Source organism: Bradyrhizobium sp. CCBAU 53415 (assembly GCF_028128735.1).
Lineage (GTDB): Bacteria > Pseudomonadota > Alphaproteobacteria > Rhizobiales > Xanthobacteraceae > Bradyrhizobium.
This window is the reverse complement of the sequence record NZ_LBJF01000024.1, coordinates 118,532-137,212: the sequence shown is the minus strand read 5'-3', so window position 1 is coordinate 137,212 and position 18,681 is coordinate 118,532. Positions and strand designations below refer to the sequence as shown.

Annotated in this window: 15 protein-coding genes; 13 read left to right on the top strand and 2 right to left on the bottom strand. The window is 65.0% G+C overall.

Going from position 1 to position 18,681, the window contains the following annotated elements; genetic code table 11:
* The first annotated feature begins 16 nt into the window (after positions 1-16).
* The 9 genes from XH87_RS18890 (at position 17) to XH87_RS18850 (ending at position 11,831) form a co-directional block, all read left to right on the top strand.
* Positions 17-1,315 carry a solute carrier family 23 protein gene (locus XH87_RS18890; RefSeq protein WP_271588419.1) on the top strand — a complete coding sequence of 433 codons (1,299 nt, stop codon included), beginning with the start codon at positions 17-19 and terminating at the stop codon, positions 1,313-1,315.
* 22 nt (positions 1,316-1,337) lie between these two features.
* Positions 1,338-2,174, top strand: coding sequence for an SDR family oxidoreductase (locus tag XH87_RS18885; RefSeq protein WP_035704600.1), 837 nt, complete (start codon positions 1,338-1,340; stop codon positions 2,172-2,174).
* 141 nt (positions 2,175-2,315) lie between these two features.
* Complete coding sequence (locus XH87_RS18880) at positions 2,316-4,118, top strand: cation:proton antiporter domain-containing protein (protein ID WP_271588418.1); 1,803 nt, start codon at positions 2,316-2,318, stop codon at positions 4,116-4,118.
* Between the two features lie 38 nt (positions 4,119-4,156).
* Positions 4,157-4,963, top strand: a complete 807-nt coding sequence (locus tag XH87_RS18875) for an NAD-dependent protein deacetylase (protein WP_035704609.1) — start codon at positions 4,157-4,159, stop codon at positions 4,961-4,963.
* A gap of 141 nt (positions 4,964-5,104) precedes the next feature.
* A complete protein-coding gene (locus XH87_RS18870; protein ID WP_271588417.1) occupies positions 5,105-7,189 on the top strand; it encodes a hydantoinase/oxoprolinase family protein in 2,085 nt (694 codons plus the stop codon).
* 2 nt (positions 7,190-7,191) lie between these two features.
* A complete protein-coding gene (locus tag XH87_RS18865) occupies positions 7,192-8,850 on the top strand; it encodes a hydantoinase B/oxoprolinase family protein (RefSeq protein WP_271588416.1) in 1,659 nt (552 codons plus the stop codon).
* Between the two features lie 39 nt (positions 8,851-8,889).
* A complete protein-coding gene (locus tag XH87_RS18860) occupies positions 8,890-9,891 on the top strand; it encodes a TRAP transporter substrate-binding protein (RefSeq protein ID WP_271588415.1) in 1,002 nt (333 codons plus the stop codon).
* A 10-nt stretch (positions 9,892-9,901) separates the two neighbouring features.
* Positions 9,902-10,495: a TRAP transporter small permease subunit gene (locus tag XH87_RS18855; protein WP_035704655.1), complete on the top strand. Its 594-nt coding sequence runs from the start codon at positions 9,902-9,904 to the stop codon at positions 10,493-10,495.
* A gap of 31 nt (positions 10,496-10,526) precedes the next feature.
* Positions 10,527-11,831 carry a TRAP transporter large permease gene (locus XH87_RS18850; RefSeq protein ID WP_271588414.1) on the top strand — a complete coding sequence of 435 codons (1,305 nt, stop codon included), beginning with the start codon at positions 10,527-10,529 and terminating at the stop codon, positions 11,829-11,831.
* A gap of 1,914 nt (positions 11,832-13,745) precedes the next feature.
* Here the strand turns inward: XH87_RS18850 and XH87_RS18845 are convergent.
* Positions 13,746-14,390, bottom strand: coding sequence for a glutathione binding-like protein (locus XH87_RS18845; RefSeq protein WP_271588413.1), 645 nt, complete (start codon positions 14,388-14,390; stop codon positions 13,746-13,748).
* Positions 14,391-14,505: 115 nt separating this feature from the next.
* On the opposite strand from XH87_RS18845, the gene XH87_RS18840 reads away from it, so the two are divergent.
* Complete coding sequence (locus XH87_RS18840; RefSeq protein ID WP_271588412.1) at positions 14,506-15,168, top strand: TetR/AcrR family transcriptional regulator; 663 nt, start codon at positions 14,506-14,508, stop codon at positions 15,166-15,168.
* Between the two features lie 15 nt (positions 15,169-15,183).
* On the opposite strand, the gene XH87_RS18835 is transcribed toward XH87_RS18840, so the two are convergent.
* Positions 15,184-16,149, bottom strand: coding sequence for a 2-hydroxyacid dehydrogenase (locus XH87_RS18835; RefSeq protein WP_271588411.1), 966 nt, complete (start codon positions 16,147-16,149; stop codon positions 15,184-15,186).
* Between the two features lie 139 nt (positions 16,150-16,288).
* On the opposite strand from XH87_RS18835, the gene XH87_RS18830 reads away from it, so the two are divergent.
* The 3 genes from XH87_RS18830 to XH87_RS18820 all read left to right on the top strand — a co-directional run bounded on the left by XH87_RS18830 (position 16,289) and on the right by XH87_RS18820 (position 18,659).
* The gene (locus tag XH87_RS18830; protein WP_035704626.1) at positions 16,289-16,657 is read left to right on the top strand and encodes a YciI family protein; all 369 of its coding nucleotides are present in this window, start codon (positions 16,289-16,291) and stop codon (positions 16,655-16,657) included.
* Positions 16,654-17,955 (top strand): RNA polymerase sigma factor, encoded by a 1,302-nt coding sequence (locus XH87_RS18825; protein ID WP_271588410.1) that lies wholly within the window; start codon positions 16,654-16,656, stop codon positions 17,953-17,955. Before XH87_RS18830 ends, XH87_RS18825 begins: the two co-directional genes overlap by 4 nt.
* A 164-nt stretch (positions 17,956-18,119) precedes the next feature.
* Positions 18,120-18,659: an SRPBCC family protein gene (locus XH87_RS18820; RefSeq protein WP_158668614.1), complete on the top strand. Its 540-nt coding sequence runs from the start codon at positions 18,120-18,122 to the stop codon at positions 18,657-18,659.
* The last annotated feature ends 22 nt before the right edge of the window (positions 18,660-18,681 follow it).

Genomic DNA, 18,681 nt, shown 5'->3' with positions numbered 1-18,681 from the left:
CGCACGTGGGAGGAACATGTCGACTGCAACAGACTCGCGCCAGCAAGGCTATTTTCCGCGTTGGACGTTGAAAACCTCGGGCGTGATCATGCCGGAGGAGCGGCTGTCCTGGGGCCAGACCGTCGTCTCCGGTCTCCAGCATTGCGTCGCGATGTCGGGCTCGACGATCATCGCCCCGCTGCTGATGGGGTTCGATCCCAATGTTGCGGTCCTGTTCTCCGGCGTTGGCACGCTGATCTTCTTCGTCATCGTCGCGGGGCGCGTGCCGAGCTATCTCGGCTCGAGCTTCGCATTCATCGCCGTCGTCATTGCGGCGACCGGTTATGCCGGGCAGGGACCGAACCCGAACCTGTCGGTTGCGCTCGGCGGCATCGTCGGCGCCGGTGTGCTATACGGCCTGATTGCCCTGATCGTGATGTGGTCCGGCGTCGGCTGGGTCGAGCGCTTGATGCCGCCGGCCGTCACCGGCGCTGTAGTCGCCGCGATCGGCCTCAACCTCGCGCCCGTGGCGGTCAAGGCGGTGAGTACAAACGCGTTCGACACTTGGATCGGCCTTGCGACCGTTCTGATCATCGGCCTGGTTGCCGTTGCCGCTCCCGGCCTGTGGCGACGGCTGCCGATCATCCTCGGCGCGATCGGCGGCTATCTGTTGTATTTGCTGTTCGCGAACGGTCTCGGCTTCGGCAAGCCGGTCGACTTTGCGCAACTCTCGGCCGCGCCGTGGTTCGGCCTGCCGAGCTTCACCGCGCCCAGCTTCCAAGCCGACGCAATCTTCCTGATCGCGCCGGTCGCGGTCATCCTCGTCGCCGAGAACCTCGGCCACATCAAGGCCGTCGGCGCCATGACGGGGCGCAGTCTCGACGCCTATCTCGGCCGCGCCCTGTTCGCGGACAGCCTCGCGACCATCGTGGCCGCCTGCGGCGGCGGCACCGGCGTCACCACCTATGCCGAGAACATCGGCGTCATGGCGGCGACGAAGGTCTATTCGACTTTGCTGTTCGCCTTCGCGGCCACGGTGTCGATCCTGCTCGGATTCTCGCCAAAGTTCGGCGCGCTCATCCTGTCGATCCCCGGTCCCGTCATCGGCGGCCTCTCGATCGTGCTGTTTGGGTTGATCGCGGCGATGGCGGGACGGATCTGGGTCGAGAACAAGGTCGACTTCGCAAATCCGGCGAACCTGATCACCGTCGCGGTGGCGCTCACCGCAGGCGCCGGCGATCTCACGCTCAAATTCGGTGCGTTCACGATCGGCGGGATCGGTACTGCAACCTTGATGCGCCGAAGGGATGGAACAAAAGGCGCTTTCCGTCGATGATGAGGCACCCTGGAGAGAACCCATGCCGCAACCCGATCGCTCGACCACCTTTCCCTCGCGCCTTGTCGGCCAATACGCCCTGGTGACCGGCGCCTCGCAAGGCATCGGTCGGGCGGTCGCCGTCCGGCTCGCCCAGGAAGGCGCAACCGTCGCCATCAATTATTTCGAGAACGTGGAGCGGGCCGAGGAGACGCTCGCGCTCGCGCGGGCAGCTTCGGGCGATCGCGGCCACGGCGAGCCCGATCATTGCATCGTCAAGGCCAATGTCGGCAATGAGCAGGACATTGCCGCGATGTTCGAGGCGATCCTCTCTCGCTGGAAACGTCTCGACTGTCTCGTCAACAATGCCGGCTTCCAGAAGGAGTCGCCGAGCGAGGCGCTCGATGTCGAAACCTATCGCCGCATCATCGACGTCAATCTCAACGGGGCCGTGCTCTGCGCGCAGAAGGCGCTCGCGCATTTCATCGCACGCGGCGGAGGCGGCAGCATCATCAACTGCTCCAGCGTCCACCAGATCATTCCAAAGCCCGGCTATCTCGCTTATTCGATCAGCAAGGGCGGCATGGCCAATCTGACGCGCACGCTGGCGCTCGAATTTGCCGGCCGGGGCATCCGCGTCAACGCGGTGGGGCCAGGCGCGATCGACACGCCGATCAACGCGGCATGGACCGGCGATCGCGAAAAGCGCGGCGTCGTCACCAGCCACATTCCGTTGGGCCGCGTCGGCACGCCGGAGGAGATCGCCGCCGTGTTCGCCTTCCTCGCCTCGGAGGACGCGAGCTACATCACTGGACAGACCCTCTATGCCTGCGGAGGCCTGACGCTGTTCCCTGAATTCCGGGAGAATTGGGCGAGCTGAACGCCAGCTCGGACCATCCGCATCGGCGGCCGCCAGTGCCCGCGCGGAGAAAACAGCGCGGGTTTGGGGGCTGCGGCGCCGTGTGCTATCGACCGCGGACGACGCTGCCGCTATTGGCAAGCGCCGACACATGACGGGCTCGTGACCACGACCATCAACATCAATGCCTACAGTGACGCGCTCGTGGTTCTCGCTACCGCCGGCGTGGTGGTGCCGATCGTCCGTCACTGGGGTATCAATCCGGTGCTGGGCTATCTCGGTGCCGGCGCCATTCTCGGTCCGCTCGGGCTCGGCTCGCTCATTCGAGAAATCCCGTTCCTGTACTGGTTCACGGTGACGGACGCGCAGAACGTCGAGGGTATCGCCAATCTTGGCATCGTCTTCCTGCTGTTTCTGATCGGGCTCGAGCTGTCTTTCAGGCGGCTCGTCACGATGCGACGGCTGGTGTTCGGGCTTGGCGGCCTGCAGGTGGCGGCAACGTCCGCCTCGATATTCGGCGTGGCGGTTCTATCCGGGCAAAACTCCGATACCGCCGTTATCATCGGTGCGAGCCTCGCGCTGTCCTCGACGGCTATCGTGCTCGAGCTTCTCTCCGCCGAGAGGCGGCTTGCGACCACGGCCGGGCGCGCCAGCTTCTCGGTGTTGCTGGCCCAGGACCTCGCCGTGGTCCCCATTCTCGTCTTCGTCTCGGTGCTCGGCGCAGGCAGCGGTGGCTCGGTCGTGACGCACATCTCCACGGCGATCCTGAAGGCGGTCGTGGCGGTCGCCTTTCTCATTCTGATCGGACGGCTGTTGATGCGTCCGCTGTTCCAGATGGTTGCAGGCACCCATTCGACGGAGTTGTTCGTCGCCGCAACCTTGTTCGTCATCGTCGGCGCCGGGCTTGCGGCGCACCAGGCCGGCCTGTCGATGGCGCTCGGGGCATTCGTTGCAGGACTGATGCTGGCGGAAACGGAGTATGGAAAGGCGATCGAGGCCACCGTCGAGCCGTTCAAGGGCCTGTTGCTCGGCATCTTCTTCTTCACCGTCGGCATGGCCATCGACTTCCGCGTGTTCGTGCGCGAGCCCGGTTGGCTGCTGGCTGCCGTTATCGGCATTCTCGCCGGCAAGGTGATCGTGCTCATCATTCTGGGCCGCCTCTTCAGGCTCTCGTGGCCGGCGGCGATCGAGATCGGCTTCCTGCTCGGTCCCGTCGGCGAATTCGCCTTCGTCAGCATCGGAATGGCGGCGGCCGGAGGCCTGATCGAGCCTCGCGTGTCGAGCTTTGCCGTCGCCATCACCGCCGTGACGATGGCATTGACGCCGCTTCTGGGCGCGCTCGGACGACGACTGTCCGCCAAGCTGGCCGACGGGCGCATCGTCGATCCCGAACTGACGGTTCAGCCGCCAGGTGACCGAACGCAGGCCATCGTGGTCGGCTACGGTCGTGTTGGAAAAGTGGTCTGTTCGCTGCTTACCACCCATGGCGTGGACTACATCGCGGTCGATCACGATCCGATCGCCGTGGCGCGCGATCGCCGCGACGGCCATAAGGTCTTCTTTGGCGACGCGACAGAGCCGGGCTTTCTCGAAGCTTGCGGCCTGATGCAGACGACCGGCGTGATCATTACGATTCAGTCGCGAACGGCGATCGATGCAGTCGTCGAGCGGAGCCGTGCGGTGCGGCCGGATGTGTTGATCGTTTCCCGCGCGCGCGACGCCGATCATGCCCGTCACCTCTATGCAATCGGTGCAACTGACGCGGTGCCGGAAACCATCGAGGCGAGCTTGCAGCTTTCAGAAGCCGCGCTCGTCGGCCTCGGGGTTGCGGTCGGGCATGCGATAGCCTCGGTGCACGAAAAGCGTGATGAGTTTCGGCGGACGTTGCAGCAAGCCGCCCACACGGCGGACCAGGAGAAATCTCACCCATCGTCCATCGCAGGGCGTCCGTCCCGCCGACGGTAATCTGGAAAAGCCCGCCCTCGCGACCTACATCTGGTGCCATGTCAAACCCTCCGCTCCAGGATTTCGTCGGCCGGCACGAACGTTTGTTCGTGCTGACCGGTGCCGGCTGCAGCACCAATTCAGGCATTCCCGACTACCGCGACAGCCAAGGTAACTGGAAGCGGACCCAGCCGGTCAATTTCCAGGCCTTCATGTCGGACGAGCACACGCGCCGGCGCTATTGGGCGCGCAGCCTGATCGGCTGGCGGCGGTTCGGCCAGGCGAAGCCGAACGATGCGCATCATGCGCTGGCCCGGCTCGAGGCGAACGGCCGGTGCGGGATGCTGCTGACTCAGAACGTCGATCGGCTGCATCAGTCGGCCGGCCACCGGCAGGTCATCGACCTGCACGGCCGGCTCGATCTCGTCCGCTGCATGGGCTGCGGCCGCAAGACGCCACGCGACGAGTTTCAGCACGACCTTGGCCGCGCCAATGCGGCGTGGCTGACGCTCGATGCCGCGGATGCGCCTGATGGCGACGCCGATCTGGAGCACGAGGATTTTTCGTCCTTCCGAGTGCCGGCCTGCGAAGCCTGCGGCGGCATCCTCAAGCCCGACGTCGTGTTCTTCGGCGAGAACGTCCCGCGCGACATCGTCGCCACCGCGCAGGATCATCTGGCGCAAGCCGACGCCATGCTGATCGTCGGCTCCTCGCTGATGGTTTATTCGGGTTTCCGCTTCGTCCAGGCCGCCGCGCGCCGCGATATTCCGATTGCGGCGGTCAACCTCGGCCGCACCCGCGCCGACGATCTCCTGACGCTCAAGGTCGAGGAGCGCTGCGAGACAGCGCTTGCATTCCTGCTCTGATCGAGCAGGCGGCGAACGCGCCTTGCCTATTGCATAGGTGCCAAGCAGAATAGCCGGGCGCGGCACTCTTCCGCTCGTCCATGGCATGGAAATTGCTGCGCTTTTGACCCCAGTCTTGACGACCAGCACGGAGATTTTGGAATGCTTGAGGGAGCCGAGGTGCGGCTTGCCGTTGATATCGGTGGCACGTTCACCGACATCGTGCTGGACGTGGGGCAGGATCGCAAAACCCGGAAGGTGCTGACCACTCCGCAGCGCCCCGAGCAGGCTGTGCTTGACGGCATGCGCCTCATCCTTGCCGATGCACGCGCGCACATCAGCGACATCGACGTCTTCATTCATGGCACGACGCTCGCGACCAATGCCATCATCGAGCGCCGCGGGGCCAAGACCGCGCTGATCGCAACCGAGGGCTTCCGCGACGTGCTCGATATCGGCACCGAAAGCCGCTACGACCAATATGATCTCGGCATCGACAAGCCGAAGCCGCTGGCGCCGCGCAGCCTGCGCTTCACCGTGGCCGAGCGCATCGACGCCCACGGAGCCGTTCGTCTCGCGCTCGACGAGACGGCGGTGCGCGCGCTCGCGCAGAGATTGCGTGAGCTCGAGGTCGAGAGCGTCGCGATCGCGTTCTTGCATTCTTATGCCAATCCTGAGCATGAGCGCCGCGCGGCTGCGATCATCAGTGATGAAATGCCCGGCATCTCCGTGACCGTATCGTCGGCAGTGTGTCCCGAGATCCGCGAGTATGAGCGCACATCGACTGCGGTTGCGAATGCCTATGTGCAACCGCTGATCGACGGCTATCTCGCCCGCATGGCCGACGCCTTGCAGGTCGAGCAGTTCCGCGGTGCCATCTATCTCGTCACCTCCGGCGGCGGCGTCACCTCGATCGATACGGCGCGGCGTTTTCCGGTGCGCCTCGTCGAATCCGGTCCGGCGGGCGGGGCGATTTTCGCGGCGCAGATCGCGGCGCGTCTGGGCGAGAGCAAGGTTCTCTCCTTCGACATGGGCGGCACCACGGCAAAGATCTGCCTGATCGAAAGGTACCAGCCCGAGACCTCACGCGTGTTCGAGGTCGATCGCGCCGCGCGCTTCCTCAAGGGCTCCGGTCTGCCCGTACGCATTCCCGTGATCGAGATGGTCGAGATCGGCGCCGGCGGCGGCTCGATCGCGCATGTCGACGCCATGAAGCGCGTCACTGTCGGCCCCGAGAGCGCCTCATCGGAGCCGGGCCCCGCCTGCTACGGTCGCGGCGGCCAGCGTCCCGCGGTGACGGATGCCGACGTTGCGCTCGGCATGATCGATCCCGATGCGTTTGCGGCGGGCACCATCAAGCTCGATCCGGAGCTTTCAAAACAGGCGCTGCTGCGCGATGTCGGCGCGCCGCTCGGCCTGTCCGCGGAGACCGCGGCTTATGCCGTGCACGAGGTCGTCTGCGAGAACATGGCTAGCGCGGCGCGTGTGCATGCGGTCGAGCGCGGGGAGATTGTCGGCCAGCACACGCTGATCGCCTTCGGCGGCGCTGCGCCGCTGCATGCGGCGCGCGTTGCCGAGAAGATCGGCGTCTCCCGCGTGATCGTGCCATCGAATGCCGGCGTCGGTTCGGCCGTCGGCTTTCTGGCTGCGCCCATCGCCTATGAGCTGGTGCGCAGTCGTCATGTCCGGCTCGATGACTTCGACACCGAGGCGGTCTCGGACCTCCTGCAGGAGATGGCGACCGAGGCGCGTGCGCTGGTGGAGCCTGGCGCGGCCGGCGCGCCGGTGCGCGAGCGCCGCGCCGCCTTCATGCGCTATGTCGGCCAGGGCCACGAGATCTCGGTCGAACTGCCGAACCGGGCGCTGACGTCAGCCGATCTCGCCGGCCTGCGCCAGAAGTTCGAGGCGGATTATGCCGCGATGTTCGAGCGGCCGATCCCGGGGGCCGCCATCGAGGTGTTGAGCTGGTCGGTGCTCGCCACCACCGAGGCGCGCAATCCGCCCGCCGTTGCTTCCGTCGCACGCGAGCCTGCGGCCAAGGCGTCCGGCAGCCGCAAATTCTTCGACGGCCGCGCGGGAGAAGTGATCGAGATCCCGCTCTATCGCCGCGAGGACATGGTGCCGGGCGCGACGATCGCGGGTCCCGCCGTGATCGCGGAAGACGAGACCTCGACCTTCGTCTCCACCAGTTTTGACGCCCATATCGACGGTGCGGGCAGCATCGTCATGGAACGAAAGGCGGCCTGATCATGAGCAAGGCAAGCGGCGCGAGCCTGATCGACCTTCAGATCATGTGGCACCGGCTGATCGCCGTGGTCGAGGAGCAGGCGCAGGTGCTGCTTCGCACCGCGTTCAGCCCGATCGTGCGCGAATGTGGCGACCTGTCGGCCGGCGTGTTTGACCTCAAGGGGCGCATGCTGGCGCAGGCGGTGACCGGCACGCCCGGCCACGTCAACTCGATGGCGGAATCGGTCAAGCATTTCATTGCCCACTTTCCGATCGAGACGATGAAGGAAGGCGATGCCTACATCACCAACGATCCCTGGATGGGCACCGGCCACCTCAACGACTTCGTCGTCACCACGCCCTGCTTCAAGAACGGCAAGGTCGTCGCGCTGTTCTCCTGCACCAGCCATCTGATGGACATCGGCGGCATCGGCTTCGGGCCCGACGCCACCGACGTGTTCATGGAGGGGCTCTACATCCCCATGCTGAAGCTGATCGACCAGGGCGTCGTCAACGAGACGCTGATGGCGATGATCCGCACCAACACGCGGCTGCCGATCGACACCGAGGGCGACACCTATTCGCTCGCTGGCTGCAACGACGTCGGCTGCGAGCGGCTGGTCGAGATGATGAACGAGTTCGGCATCGACACGCTCGACGAGCTCGGCGACTACATCTGCGACCGCTCGCGCGAGGCCGTGCTCGCCGAGATCGCGAAGCTGCCGAAGGGCAGCTGGCGCAACACCATGGCGGTCGACGGCTATGACGCGCCGGTGACGCTGGCGGCGACGCTGACGATCTCGGACGACGGCATACACGTCGATTTCGACGGCACGTCCGCCGCCTCGAAGTTCGGCATCAACGTGCCCTTGTCCTACACCACGGCCTACACCGTGTTCGGCCTCGGCTGCGTCGTCGCCTCGCAGATCCCGAACAATGCCGGCTCGCTCTCGCCGCTGACGGTGTCGGCGCCCGCGGGCGCAATCCTCAACGCGCCGAAGCCGGCACCGGTCGCCTCGCGCCACATCATCGGCCAGATGCTGCCCGACGTCGTGTTCGGCTGCCTGCGTCAGATCATTCCCGAGCGCGTGCCTGCGGAAGGCACCTCGTGCCTGTGGAATCTCAACGTGCGCGGGCAGACCCGAAGCGGCGTTGGCGGCAATTACGGGTTCTCCATGGCGGTGACCTCCAATGGCGGCACCGGCGCGCGCTTCGGCAAGGATGGGCTGTCGGCGACCGCCTATCCCAGCGGTGTGCGCGGCACGCCGGTCGAGATCGCAGAGACGCAGACGCCTCTGATCTTCTGGCGCAAGGAGCTGCGTCCGGATTCCGGCGGGGCAGGGCGCACCCGTGGCGGCCTCGGTCAGATCATCGAAGTCGGCAGCGGTGTCGATGCGCCCTTCGACATTCTCGCCGCGTTCGACCGCATTGATCATCCGCCGCGCGGCCGCGATGGCGGCCGGGACGGCGAGGCCGGCTATGTCGGCCTCAAGTCCGGAAAGAAGCTGCGAGGGAAAGGCTTTCAGCAGGTGCCGCCGGACGACCGGTTGGTGGTGCTGACGCCGGGCGGCGCTGGCATCGGCGATCCCGCCAAGCGCGAGCGCGCGGCGGTCAATGACGACGTCGAAAGCGGACTCGTGTCCGTCGACAAGGCGGTCGCAATCTATGGGTACTCGCGGTGACGCCTCAGGCGTCGTGCGCGTAGCAAACGGAGGGGTGCAATGATCACGCGACGGAACTTCACCGCGGGTGCAGCGACGCTACTCGCCGCCGGCCACATCTCCACCCGCGCGCGGGCGGCGACGGTAAGCTGGGACATGTCGACGGTGTGGCCTGACGGCAATTTCCACACCCGGAACGCCTTTGCCTTCGCCGAGGAGGTGAAGAAGCAAAGCGGCGGCACGGTCAACATCACCGTGAAGCCCGGTGGTCAGCTCGGCTTCAAGGGCCCCGAGCACCTGCGCGCCGTGCGCGACGGCCTCGTTCCGCTCGCCGACGTCCTCAACATCCAGCAGGTCGGCGACGAGCCGTTCATGGGCGTCGAGAGCATTCCCTTCCTCTGCGGCTCGGTGGACGAGCTCAAGGTACTGCACAAATATGTGCGGCCCGAATACGAGAAGATCGCTGCGCGCAACAACCAGAAGATTCTCTACGTCGTGCCGTGGCCGACGCAGTATCTACACCTCAAGGTCAAGGTCTCCGACGTCGCAGGCCTGAAGAACATCAAGATCCGCGTGCCCGACAAGGGCGCGGTCGAAATGCTCGATGCGATCGGCATGGCCGCTGTCATGATTCCCTGGGGCGAGACGATTCCTGCGCTCGCCTCCGGCGCGGTCGCCGGCGTCTCGACGTCGGCCGTGTCCGGCGTCGACGGCAAGTTCTGGGAATTCCTGAAATACGTCTACCCGACCAACCACGTCTGGTCGTCGCAGATGCTCACCGTCAATCTCGATTCCTGGAAGGCTCTCTCCGGCGATCAGCAGAAGCTGGTTGCGGATATCGCGGCGAAGATGGAGCCGGGCTTCTGGGCCAATTCGCTCAAGGCCGATGTCGACAGCCTCAACCGCCTGAAGGAAGGCGGCATGGAGGTGGTGCCGGTCTCGCAAGCCATGATGACGGACATCCGTGCCAAGACTGCGCCGCAGTTAGATGCCTTCCTCAAGCGTGTGCCGGCGGCCGACAAGCCGGTGCGGGCCTATCTCGCCGAAATGAAGCGTGGCTGAGGATGACGTCGTGGTGAGCATCTCGCCCGAAGCTCCGCAGAGTCTGAATGCAGCGGCACCGGTGCCGCTGCGCATTCTGCTCGACGGCATCGACCGACTCGGTCGGCTCGACGGCTGGATCGGCGGCTTCTGTCTCTTGATGCTGACGCTGCTGATGCTGTGCGAGGTCGCAACCCGCTTCCTGTCGAACTTCCTGCCGTTCTTCCCGCCGAGCATTTCGATCGCCTGGGAGTACTCGTCCTATCTGATGGCGGCGTCCTTCACTTTCGGCGCCGCCATGACGCTTCGTGTCGGCGGCCACATCCGCGTCGTGCTGCTCCTCAACAACGCGCCGGCGCCGGTGCAGCGCGCGCTCGAAATTCTCTCGGCGGCGGCCGGCTTTGCCTTCATGGCGTTCCTGACCTCGGCCATGGCGAAATTCGCCTGGGGCGCGTTCGTGCGCGGCCAGGTCTCCACCTCGAGCGACACGCCGCTGTGGTTTCCGGAAGCCGTCGTCACCTTCGGCATGCTGCTGCTCACGCTCCAGTTCCTGGCGCGCGCGATCCAGGCCGCGCTCGGCCTGCCGCTCGAGGATCATCGCATGAAGGCCTCGCCCGTCGAATGACCGCTTTGCTCGCTTCCGGATCCGAGATCGCATGACCATCGAAGTCGTCGCCCTGTTCGCGATCCTGTTTGCGCTGCTCGCCTGCGGCGTCTGGATCGGCCTGACGCTCGCGCTCACTGCGACGCTGCTGCTCGCGATGTTCCGCTCGATCCCGCTCGACAAGCTGCTGCCCCAGTACGCCTGGAACATCCTGACCACGCAGGAACTGCTCGCGCTGCCGCTGTTCGTCCTGATGGGCGAGCTGTTGTTTCGCACCCGCCTTTCGCGCTCCCTGTTCCAGGGACTGGCCCCCTGGGCCGGTCTGCTGCCCGGCCGCCTGCTGCATGTGAACGTGATCGGCTGCACCATCTTCGCGGCGATCTCGGGCTCGTCGGCCGCGACCACGCAGGTGATCGGCCGCATGTCGCTCAGCGAACTCACGCGCCGCGGCTATTCCCGCGACATCGCGATCGGTTCGCTCGCCGGCGCCGGCACGCTCGGCTTCCTGATCCCGCCGTCAAACATCATGATCATCTATGGCGTGCTCGGCGATGTCTCGATCCTGAAGCTGTTCACGGCCGGCGTGCTGCCGGGATTCCTGCTGGCCGCGACCTTCATGGCCTGGGTGATGCTGCACACGAGCCTCGATCGCACGATGGTGCCGGAGACGGAAGCGAAACTCTCGCAAGTGCCGTGGAGCGAGCGCTTTGCCGCGCTGAGGGATCTTGCGCCCGCGCTGTTCCTGATCGCCTGCGTGCTCGGCTCGATGTATGGCGGGCTCGCGACGCCGTCGGAGGCCGCCGCCGTCGGCGTGCTCGGCGCGGCCCTGGTCGCCTGGGCGCAAGGCGCGATGTCGCAACAGGTCATGCGCGACGTCCTGATCGGCTCAGTCGTGACCTGCTCGATGATCGCGCTGATCGTGCTCGGCGCCTCGATCCTCGGCAATGCCGCGGCCTTCCTCGGCATCCCGCAGGCAGTAGCCGCCTTCGTCAAGGGCCTCGGCCTGTCGCCGTTCATGCTGATCGTGACGCTGATCCTCTTCTATCTCGTTCTCGGCTGCTTCCTCGACGGCTTCTCGATGATCGTGATGACGCTGCCGATCGTGCTGCCGATCGTGAAGGGCGCGGGCTTCGACGAGGTCTGGTTCGGCGTCTTCCTGGTGCTCGCCGTCGAGATGGCGCAGATCACCCCGCCGGTCGGCTTCAACCTGTTCGTGATTCAGGGCCTGACGGACGACGGCCTCGGCTACATCGCGCGCGTCACGATGCCTTATCTGATGATCATGGTCGGCTTCGTGCTGCTGCTGACGCTGTGGCCGGGCATCGTCACGATCCTGCCGCGGATGCTGTACGGGTGAATTCCACCTCTCCCCAGCGGGGGAGGGGTCTGCGTGTCGCGCCGCGTGGGGCGCGGCAAGCTCGCCAGGCCCTGTACCCATAACCCCAGCGGCAGGACGCAACGAACGCAATGTCTGCTTCGCCCCTGAAGCGGCTGAATTCGTGCGGCGGCGCAATATGTCGCTATGGGCCATGAGCCGACCTCCGACTTGAGAGTGATGGACGGATTTTGCTCGAATTTTTAATCTGATAGACGAAGATTTGTGCACCAATCTTCTCTATCGATGGAAGTCGATTGGAGGATGTTGTCTCTCTATGCTTTCACTTGGCATCCTATGGACGGTCCTTGCCTCCACGGCCGCATGGGGGTCATTTCACTTCGCCCGGCGTGATCCACGCTCAACATCTTGGATGAAAATCGCCGTTGCCGGGTCTCTGTTGCTCCTGACCGCAGCGGCACCTCTTTGGTTACGAGGTGACGTCATAGGAGAAGGTTTGGCAGCTCACCTCCTGCTAGTCGCATTCTGGGCAATGATCGGCGTTGGTGCGCCTCTGTGCCTTGGGTCGGTAGCCGGTACACTGGGTGGAATGTACAGGAACCGGCGACAATAATCGTTGAGTGGGGTCCTCCGTAGTCCGGCGCGCCGCTAAGTCCGCGATGGGTCATTTTCGACCGTTTCAACAGGGATTGTCGGAGGGCCGATATCCGCTTCTATCTGTAAGCGCCCCCGCGGGCCAATCGATGGTATGGGCACGCGGTGGGCCAACGAACAAAATTCATGCGGCCGTTCATACACGCGTGGGATGGGCCGAGCCCTTTGCGAAACCCATCGTGCGTTCGTCAGCGGCGAACGGATTGATGGGTTTCGTGGCGCTCCACCCTTCCTGTGGTCTGCCGCAGGTGCTTTACGGGAAAACACCTTCTCCACGGGGAAGAGGTGGCCCCCGACGCCACGGCGCTGACGCTTGGCTCCACACCATCTGTTGTGCTGCCCGACGGGCAAAACACCCCAGCGCTGGGTCGATAGCGAACCGCAAAAATATTCGAATTTACAGAAGTTCGGTTTTGCCGTACAAGCCTGCTCATCCCGCCCGCCACAAGGGGCGTTTCGCGATCGTCACGAAGCGCGGGCCGGGATGCGGTGGCCGCGACGGCGTCGGCGCGCATGGCAGCTGCAGGGCGGGAGACCGTGAGCAGCGACAAGGCGCGATACGACACGGCGCTGACAGCGTCTTCGAATGGCCTTTGTGGTGAGCGCACGCCAGCCGCGGAGGACCCAGCGAGGATGTGCGCGGACGGAGAAGTCGTGTGGTCCTGACGCCCGGGGTTCTGGCGCCAAGGCTTGCGGTGATGCGGCGGCCCGACCGGGCACGTGCATCAGCCATCCGCAAGGCGACGGGGGCAATAGTGCAGCGCTCCCCGAGGAGAGCACGAAGGACACCGTGAAAACCATCGCGCAGGGAGGGCCGGGCGACCGGCACACCTGTCGTCCACCCCGTGCGCTTTTTTTGCCCACGCGGGACTTCGGGTGCCAGCCGGCGCCCGGCCTTCCCTGCGCCCTTGCTTGAGATGAGGGCGGAAGAGATCAGCAAAGCTCGGGCAAAACAAGCCGCGAGAACGTGAAGGTGTGTCCGCAGATGAAGCGCGCGTTTCTAGAGCGACGTCAGTCCTCCACACTCCGTCATTGCGAGCCAAAGCGAAGCAATCCAGAATCTTTCCGCGGAAAGACTCTGGATTGCTTCGTCGCATCAGCGCAAAATTGCTTCGCAATTCTGTCTCGGGCTCCTCGCAATGACGAGGGCGCGGAAGCGTCGCGGTCACACTTCCCCACGCCTTTTTCCTCACAACCTCTTTCAAGCGCAAACGTCGTCCCAGCCTTGTCGGCAGGGACGACGTCTTGAGCGAGGAGGGGCGAAGCGGTGTTCGGCCCGGCCTACGCCGCCGCCTTCTTGCGCGCGAGCTCGGCCTTGTACAGTTCGAACTCTTCTGCAATCGCCTTCGCGACCGAGGGCCGCTGGCGCAAACGCTCGTAATAGGCCTTCACGTTCGGCCATTTCGCAAGCTCGATCGGCGGCGTCGCCATGGTCCAGTTGATGACCGTGACGAGATAGGCATCGGCGACGCTGAAATGGTCGAGCACGAACTCGCGCCCCTTGAGGTAATTGTCGAGATAGTCGAGCCGCGACAGGTTCTTCTCCAGCACATAGGCCTTGGCCTCCTGTGGCGCCTTGCGGTCGAGCACAGGCACGAACAGGCCTTTGTGCAGCTCGGTGCCAATGAAGCAGAGCCATTGGTGCAGTCGGGTGCGATCGATGCCCGCTGCGGCACCGAGGCCGGATTGCGGGAAGCGGTCGGCGACATATTGCAGGATCGCCGCGTTCTCGGTCAGCACCACGCCCTCGTCGGTGCGCAGCGTCGGCACCAGACCGATCGGATTCACGTTCCGGAAATCGGAGCCGTCGTTCAGAACCTTCTTGGTCGGCGGATCGACTTCGAGATAATTCGCCTCGGCACCGGCTTCGTACAGCGCGACGCGGGTCGCCATGGAGCAGGCGAGCGGCGAGAAATAGAGATCCATCAGTAGCCTCCTTGGGCAATTCCTCAGTGTGACTTTGGCGTGTCGCTCAACCTGGCCAGATTGATTTTTGTACTGTCTTGCATAATATATCGGCGGTCAAGGATTAATTTGCGAAATGGTACAAAAATCGAAGCCGCCAATTGCTGCCGATGAGCCTGGGCGCCGCGGTGAACCCAAGCGCCGCGGCCGCCCACGCGCCTACGAGCCCGATGTCGCGCTCGGCAAGGCGCTCGACCTGTTCCGCAGGCAGGGTTTTGCCGCGACCTCGCTCGACGATCTCAGCGAGGCCACCGGCATGAATCGTCCGAGCCTCTATGGCGCCTTCGGGGACAAGCGGGAGCTCTACATCAAGAGCTACCAGCGCTACCGTGAGGAAGCGCGAGCATCCATGGCCGCGATCTTTCGCGAGGAGATGCCGCTGCGCCAGCGGCTGGAGCGCATCTTCGCCTCCGCGCTGAACATCTATCTCTCCGGCGAGACCGGCCCGCGCGGCTGCTTCACGGTGGTGACGGCGGCGTCCGAGGCGGTGAGCGATCCCGAGATCCGCGCCATGGTGCTCGACGGCCTCACCGAGCTCGACAAGGCTTTTGCCAGTTGCTTCCGCCGCGCCAAGGAGAAGGGCGAGTTGCCGGAGAGCGCCGATCCGGCCGTGCTGGCGCAGATCGCATCAGCCACCGTGCACTCCATCGCTGTTCGTTCGCGCGCCCGCGTTCCGCGCAAGGAGCTGGAGGCGATCGTGAAGGGCGCGATCGATATGATGGTCGGCGTCAAAGGCTAGCCTGGAAGCGAAGCCTCAATACCCCCTTGCGCGATCCACCACATTCTCCAGCGCTCCGCCCGCCTCGAACCGCGCGATCTGCTCGGCGACATAGGCCGAGATCGCGTCCGCGTCGGTGTCGGCTGCGTTGTGCGGCGTCAGCACCACCTTGGGGTGGGTCCAGAAGCGGCTGTCCGCCGGCTGCGGTTCCTGCACGAAGACGTCGAGCGAGGCGGCGCCCAATGTGCCGTCGTCGAGGCAGGCCAGGATGTCGGCTTCGTTCTGAAGGCCGCCGCGGCCGGCATTGATCAGCACGGGCGCGCCGAGCGGGCTGTTGCGGTTGAGCTTTGTGAAGACGTCGCGATTGAGGATGCCATTCGTGTCGGGCGTCAGCGGCAGCAGGCAGACCAGGATGTCGGTCGTGCGCAGGAACGCGTCGATCTGCGCAGCGCCGTGGAAGCATTCGACGCCGTCGATCGTCCGCGGGCTGCGGCTCCAGCCGGCGACGCGGAATCCGAGCCGCCGCAGCACATTGGCCGCATCGGCCCCCAGCGTGCCCAATCCCATGACCCCGACGGTGATCGCGCTCGCCGGCCATTGATATTTCGGCTCCCAGCGCTTCTCGCGCTGCGATTGCCTTAGGTAAAGCTCCTGGCGATGGTGCATCAGAACGTGCAGCACGACATATTCGGTCATGCGATTGGTGAGATCGGGCACGGCGACGCGCACCAGCGGCACGTCGGGCAGGCTCTTGTCCGCCATCAGTGCGTCGACGCCGGCGCCGAGATTGAAAATCGCGCGCAGATTGGGGAACGCACCGAGATCGCCCGGCACCGGTTTCCACACCGCGGCATAGTGTACCTTCGCCGGGTCGAGCCCGGCATCCGGCAGCAGGACCACGCGGCGGTCCCCGCAGACCGCTTCGAAGCGGGCCTTCCAGCGCTCCGGCAGCCAGTTCTGCTGCGTGCTGTTGATCAGAACGGCCAGTGTGCCCAGGGTCATTCGAAGTGCCTCGTCGGTTCCGCTTGAGAAGGCCCTCCTTGGCACGATCTGCCGGATTTTTCCTGCAATTTTTTTCCGCAGCCCTGTCGGCGCGGGGCATATTGGCGCGTCTTCAGAACAGACGAGGAAAGTGTCGCCCATGCTGTACGCCATTCTTTGCTATCACGACGAGGATTTCGTCGGCTCCTGGAGCAAGGAGCAGGATGAGGCCGTGATGACGAAGCTCGCCGTGGTGCAGGAAAAGCTCACCAAGCAGGGCCGGCTCGGACCGGTGGCGCGGCTGCTGCCGACGACCGCGGCGGCGACGCTGCGCAAGGAGGACCCACCTCTGGTGCTCGACGGCCCCTATGCCGAGACCAAGGAGCAGCTGCTCGGGTTCTACATCGTCGACTGCAAGAACCTCGACGACGCGCTCGACGTCGCTCGCGAGCTTGGAGCCGCCAATCCCGGCGGTGCCTATGAGGTGCGTCCCGTCGGCGTGTTCCGGCCCGGAGGAAACCTGACGTGAGCGATGCCGATACCGCCTGGATCGAGACTGCGCTGACCTCGGCGCGACCCCAGGCGGTGGGCGCGCTGCTGCGCTATTTCCGCGATCTCGACACCGCTGAGGAGGCTTTTCAGAACGCCTGCCTGCGCGCGCTCAAGTCCTGGCCGCAGAACGGGCCGCCGCGCGATCCCGCAGCCTGGCTGATCATGGTCGGCCGCAACGTCGCGATCGACGAGGTGCGCCGCGCGCGCAAGCAGCAGCCGCTGCCGGAGGATGACCAGGCCATCTCGGATCTCGATGATGCCGAGGGCGCGCTGGCCGAGCGGCTCGACGGCTCGCACTATCGCGACGACATCTTGCGTTTGATGTTCATCTGCTGTCATCCGCAATTGCCGGCGACGCAGCAGATTGCGCTCGCGTTGCGCATCGTCTCAGGCCTCACCGTGAAGCAGATCGCACGCGCCTTCCTGGTCTCGGAAGCCGCGATGGAGCAGCGCATCACGCGGGCCAAGGCAAAGGTCGCCGAGGCGGGCGCCCCCTTCGAAGCGCCCGGCGCGGTCGAGCGCTCCGAGCGCCTCACCGGTGTCGCGGCGATGATCTACCTGATCTTCAACGAGGGCTATTCGGCAAGTGGCGACACCGCGGAGATCAGAAAGCCGCTGTGCGAAGAGGCAATCCGGCTGGCGCGCCTGCTGCTTCGGCTGTTTCCGAGCGAGCCGGAGATCATGGGCCTGACCGCGCTGATCCTGTTGCAGCACGCGCGCAGCGCCGCGCGCTTTGCCGAGGACGGATCGCTGATCCTGCTGGACGATCAGGATCGCTCGCTGTGGAACGGCACCATGATCGCGGAAGGTCTCGCGCTGATCGACAAGGCGATGCGCCATCGCCGCAGCGGGCCGTACCAGATCCAGGCCGCGATCGCCGCGCTGCATGCGCGCGCATCGACGCCGGAGGAGACCGACTGGACGCAGATCGATCTGCTCTATGGCGCTCTGGAAGTGGTGCAGCCGTCTCCGGTGGTGACCCTCAATCGCGCGGTCGCCGTCTCCAAGGTGCGCGGGCCGCAGGCTGCGCTCGAGCTGATCGAGCCGCTGGCGCCGAAGCTCGCCAGCTATTTCCATTTCTACGGCGTGCGCGGCGCCTTCCTGATGCAGCTCGGCCGCAACGACGAAGCCCGCGTCGCCTTCGACCGCGCCATCGCGCTCGCCAACACCTCGGCCGAAGCCGCCCACATCCGCATGCATCTCGATCGCCTGATCCGCGACAGCCAGCCGAAGCAAGCTAACGGCGGCGCCAGGCGGGGTGCGAAGGCGACGTGATGGTTCGCCGTCATTCCGGGGCGGTCCGCAGGACCGAACCCGGAATCTCGAGATTCCGGGTTCACCCTTCGGGTGCCCCGGAATGACGGCAGAATAATTTCGCCTTCGAATTGTCGGGGCCGGCCATCCCCCTTCGTCCTTAGCCCGTATCCAGGGAGCCCATCATGCTGAAAGCCATTGCCGTCATCGTCATCCTGCTCGCAGCCGGGCTTGCTGGCATCCTCGTCTTTGCCCTGACGAAGCCCGACACGTTCCGCGTCGAGCGCAGTCTCGCCGTCAAAGCTCCGGCCGATGCGATCTATCCGCTGGTTGCTGATTTCCATCGCTGGACCAGCTGGTCACCCTATGAGAGTCGCGATCCCGCCATGAAGCGCATGTTCGGCGGAACCTCGGTGGGACAGGGCGCGACCTATGCCTGGGACGGCAACAACAATGTCGGTGCCGGCCACATGGAGATCCTGGAGGCCAACGGGCCGTCAAAGCTCCGCATCAAGCTCGATTTCGAGCGGCCGTTCGAAGGCCACAACACCGCCGAGTTCACCTTTGTGCCGCAAGGCGATGCCACACTCGTCACATGGGCGATGTACGGTCCGGCGCCGTTCCTGTCCAAGATCATGCAGGTGTTCATCAACATGGACAGCATGATCGGCAAGGATTTCGAGGCAGGTCTCGCCGGCCTGAAGAAGCTCACCGAGAAGCAATGAGCCTCACCGCAAACGAAGAGGA